6 protein-coding genes are annotated in these 3,573 nt (G+C 52.1%); 1 reads left to right on the forward strand and 5 read right to left on the reverse strand.

Annotated features, from left to right (window positions below):
* The 5 genes from PHI12_14145 to PHI12_14165 all read right to left on the reverse strand — a co-directional run.
* On the reverse strand, positions 1 to 378 hold a 378-nt coding region (locus PHI12_14145), incomplete at its 3' end, for a hypothetical protein (protein ID MDD5511928.1).
* Positions 375 to 1,544: an MT-A70 family methyltransferase gene (locus tag PHI12_14150; protein ID MDD5511929.1), complete on the reverse strand. Its 1,170-nt coding sequence runs from the start codon at positions 1,542 to 1,544 to the stop codon at positions 375 to 377. The genes PHI12_14145 and PHI12_14150, both read right to left, overlap by 4 nt.
* A gap of 178 nt (positions 1,545 to 1,722) precedes the next feature.
* Positions 1,723 to 2,706 (reverse strand): hypothetical protein, encoded by a 984-nt coding sequence (locus PHI12_14155; GenBank protein ID MDD5511930.1) that lies wholly within the window; start codon positions 2,704 to 2,706, stop codon positions 1,723 to 1,725.
* On the reverse strand, positions 2,684 to 2,875 hold the full coding sequence (locus PHI12_14160; protein ID MDD5511931.1) for a hypothetical protein: 192 nt from the start codon (positions 2,873 to 2,875) through the stop codon (positions 2,684 to 2,686). Before PHI12_14160 ends, PHI12_14155 begins: the two co-directional genes overlap by 23 nt.
* A 31-nt stretch (positions 2,876 to 2,906) precedes the next feature.
* On the reverse strand, positions 2,907 to 3,095 hold the full coding sequence (locus tag PHI12_14165; GenBank protein MDD5511932.1) for a hypothetical protein: 189 nt from the start codon (positions 3,093 to 3,095) through the stop codon (positions 2,907 to 2,909).
* 216 nt (positions 3,096 to 3,311) lie between these two features.
* Here PHI12_14165 and PHI12_14170 point away from each other — a divergent pair.
* On the forward strand, positions 3,312 to 3,573 hold a 262-nt coding region (locus PHI12_14170), incomplete at its 3' end, for a helix-turn-helix domain-containing protein (protein MDD5511933.1).

Here is a 3,573-nt window from a genome sequence, read left to right on the forward strand (position 1 = left end):
CCGGAATATAAGCCTGCGTATGTCTGCGGTGTATATGTCCAGTATCCTCAGCCACTGAGGCACAAAGTAAATAACTCTCGAACACGGGCTGGCATAACCCCAGGAAAGATAGGCCTTCATGCCACCCTGCTCCAGACGGAATATTTCCCAGGGTACCCTCTGGGTAAGGGCAACCCTGGTGTCTGTTTTACCTTCGACCAGATCCACCGTGCCGTTAGCCAGGAAACACCGGTAGTCCAGGCGGCGCCCCTCTTTACCAACCGGTATTACTCTGGCGTATTCACGGCTGAGATAACGCGCGATATAGGCCTCCGCCGGCTCCCCAATATTCTTCAGTTCGCCGTCGTAGCTTCGTGGCTTGCTACTCCTATCCTTCAAGAAGCCTCCTTGCTGACCTGGTCGCCCCAGACTTCCCAGCCAAAACGGTGCTCACGGCCAAACAACTCGCACTTTCGGGTATTTGGGTACATCTGATCGATGATTTCGTAGACAACTTCCGGCTTTCGGCTGTGGTCCCGTACCTCCGCGCAGATGACGCTGGCGGGCTTATCTCCTTTGGGAAGCATCGAGCCTTGCGTGGCAAGCAGCAGTAGCTCATGCTGCCCGTAAACATAAAAGCCCAATTTACCGTAGGTTGGCTTATCCTTTACCCAGGTGAGATTTGTCTTATACTGAAAGCCTAGCTCGCCGATTAGTCGCAGGGCCTCGGGTAGAAGCGGATTGGTGGCCCAGAGGAATAAAACACAGGCTGGTGCCGTATGGGATGCGAAGTTAAGCTCCTTCAGCCGGTTTAACATCTCATCCACTGTCCGGGTCCGGTAGTGATTCTCGGCGCTTCCCCCCAGACCGGAATTGTTATATTGCCAGGGCGGGTCCATGTAAAACACCTGGAATATACCCTCCGGTAGCTCCGGCTCAGGATTGATTGCCACCTGACTAACTTCACGCCTTGTTGCGTCGTATGCCTTGTGGATACTCATGCCGTCGGGTTTAATCTCGTTGAGTAATTGGGGCTTGTGCTCCGCCACGTACTCCAGCTTGTCCCACTGCCGCCCTGACCCCAGGCCGATGGATTGAGCAATGATGTCACGGGTCCTTCCTTCAGCTTGTGGAAAATTTTCCACAAGCTGGGGAATAGGTCCTCCGGTTGAAGTGGCTTGCCTTTCCCGTGCTCTTACTGCCTCAATCTCCTTCAGCGCCTTGCCCTCGTTGTAGAGTTGCTGACCTGTCTTGATGCGGTAGCGGTTGAATTCGATAACAGCCTGGCACTCGTCAGACTCAGAGGCATAGCACTCGCGAATTACCGGTATCAGTACCGGTATGCCCTCTTGATACGCAACCCGGGCGGCACGCCAGCGGCGGTGCCCGGAAATAATCTTTCCCTCAACGGTGACATGTAGCGGCTGGAGGATGCCGAGATTCTTGATGCTATCAAGTAGATCCCGAAACCCGTTCTCTCCGTAGATACCCTCGCTGTATCCGTTAGGATGCAGAAGGCCGGGGTCGTTAAGCCACTCTATTGCTTCCCGATGTTGCTTGCTCATGCCTTAGCCCTAATCCTTCTTCCCCACACACCTCGCACATAGCCTCCTTGCCGTGGGCAAGTAGTAATCTTTGAATATCCGTCCGCACACCCGGCACTTATAGCGACGGAGCTTACCGTAGTTCATTCGGTTACTGACCGGTTGTTCTGGAAACCCCATTTCCTACCTTGCACCGACCTTACCGCCTAGCCTGATAACGCTCGACTGCCTTATAGAAATTAGAGAGCCTATCCAGAGTCAGTTTCGAAGGCGGCAGCGCCGATTCGAAATCACCCCGAACCACGTTAAGATGGTAGTTCTTCAGAAACCAGATCGAGATTTGAGCATCCTGCACGTCCAGCTCGCAGATCTTTTTCTTTACCTTTTCCCAGACCCGAAGTAATTCCTCGTCTACGGCTGGTATGTCACTCGATTCAATATCCTGTTTCAATACCTCTTCCGGGAATAGATCGTCAGGCGCTTCGGTATCCGGAGGCGGTAAGAGTAAGCTCTGACCTACTGGTATCTGGGCATACCTCTGGACTTCAATCAGGCTATACGGAGCCGATAGACTGAGGACTCTCACCGTCTTACGCCGACCGTCCGGCTGCACCTCCTGCTCAACAAGCTTGAGCAACAGTGGAATCATGGAAATCCGGCCGCAGATACCGCGAATGAACGCGATCGTCGAATTTACGTTTCTTATGGAATTGAAAGAGCTGGTATCAAGCTGGTAAACGCCAAAGCCCGGGCAATCAGGCAGCAGGAACTGCAGATTCATGACCCGTCGGCAACGACTTCTTTCATAATACGGACAAATATCGGGTGAGCAGCTAATCTCTCTTAGCTCAGTATCCACAGCGTCCCTGGTGGCTATTTCACCGGTTCCGATATCTACCCGGGCAATCGCCGTCTCTCCATCGCCGCGGCAGATTAATCCCCTGGTAGCGGAATAACACTTCAAAAACTGGCTGGCCCACTGCGACTCGTCTTCGGTCGGGAACATGACCCGCAGTTCCTTGGGCTTATCGCCGTACACCTTTTTTACCTCTTCCGGACAGACAAAATAGTCGGTTGGCGACGGGTAGACCATCCCGTCATCGGTCTCCTTCCTTAACCCCAGCCTGATCTTACCCAGCCGGGGCAGCCTTACTACTTCACTAACTCCCTTTATCGGCGACATAATTACCTCCCTCAATTGTGGAATCTCCGTTCTGATTCAATAACCCCTCACGGCCACCTATAGCTACAGCAAGCGTGATTAGGGTGCGCAGTCTTCCCTTTACCGCCTCTTTGCCATCGTTTGACGGCGCTTCACATACCTCTATGAAATCTGTTTTACATGACGTCATAACTGTTTCCGGATAGATAATATTATTACCTCTAATGATTAACCGTATTACTATCACGGGGTATAAAAAAATGGTGGGCCATAGCCCTTCTGATCAGGGTGCTGACATCGGTCCGCTCCATCTCGGCTATCTTTTTCAGCTCTCGGTAATCAGCCCTGGGGATAAGCACCCTGATTGATACCTTGTTTCTACCCGAGGTCTTTGGTTTCTCCGCATCCATTGGCTCACCTCTATGACATTGTCGTAATGATATTACGATAGACAAAACCCACTGTCAAGACAGCGTTGTCGCCATATTGTTACCTTTCATATCTAGAAAGACGCCAGATGTGATTTATAAGCTCCCTGCAAAAAGTGTCATAAAGCTCTTGACAAATATAAACGGTGGTGATAATATTACCATAACGCACATCTTAAGGAAAGGGAGATAATCACCATGTCAGTAACCCTGGCCCAACTGATTCGAGCTGCCAGAACACGCCTCGGCGAGACTACCCAGGGAGACCTCGGTAGAATGGCCGGTACCAGCCTCGAGAATGTGACCGCCATCGAGAATGGCCGTAACCTCCAACCCAGCCCCGAGGTTATCGCCGGGCTCTCCAAAGCCCTTGATCTGCTGGTAGAAGATATCTACGCCGCCATTACTGGTACCCTGGAAGACTACCCCTGGGTAAAACCGAGGGAGCTCGACCTTAAAG

This window comes from Dehalococcoidales bacterium, from assembly GCA_028716225.1.
Lineage (GTDB): Bacteria > Chloroflexota > Dehalococcoidia > Dehalococcoidales > UBA5760 > UBA5760.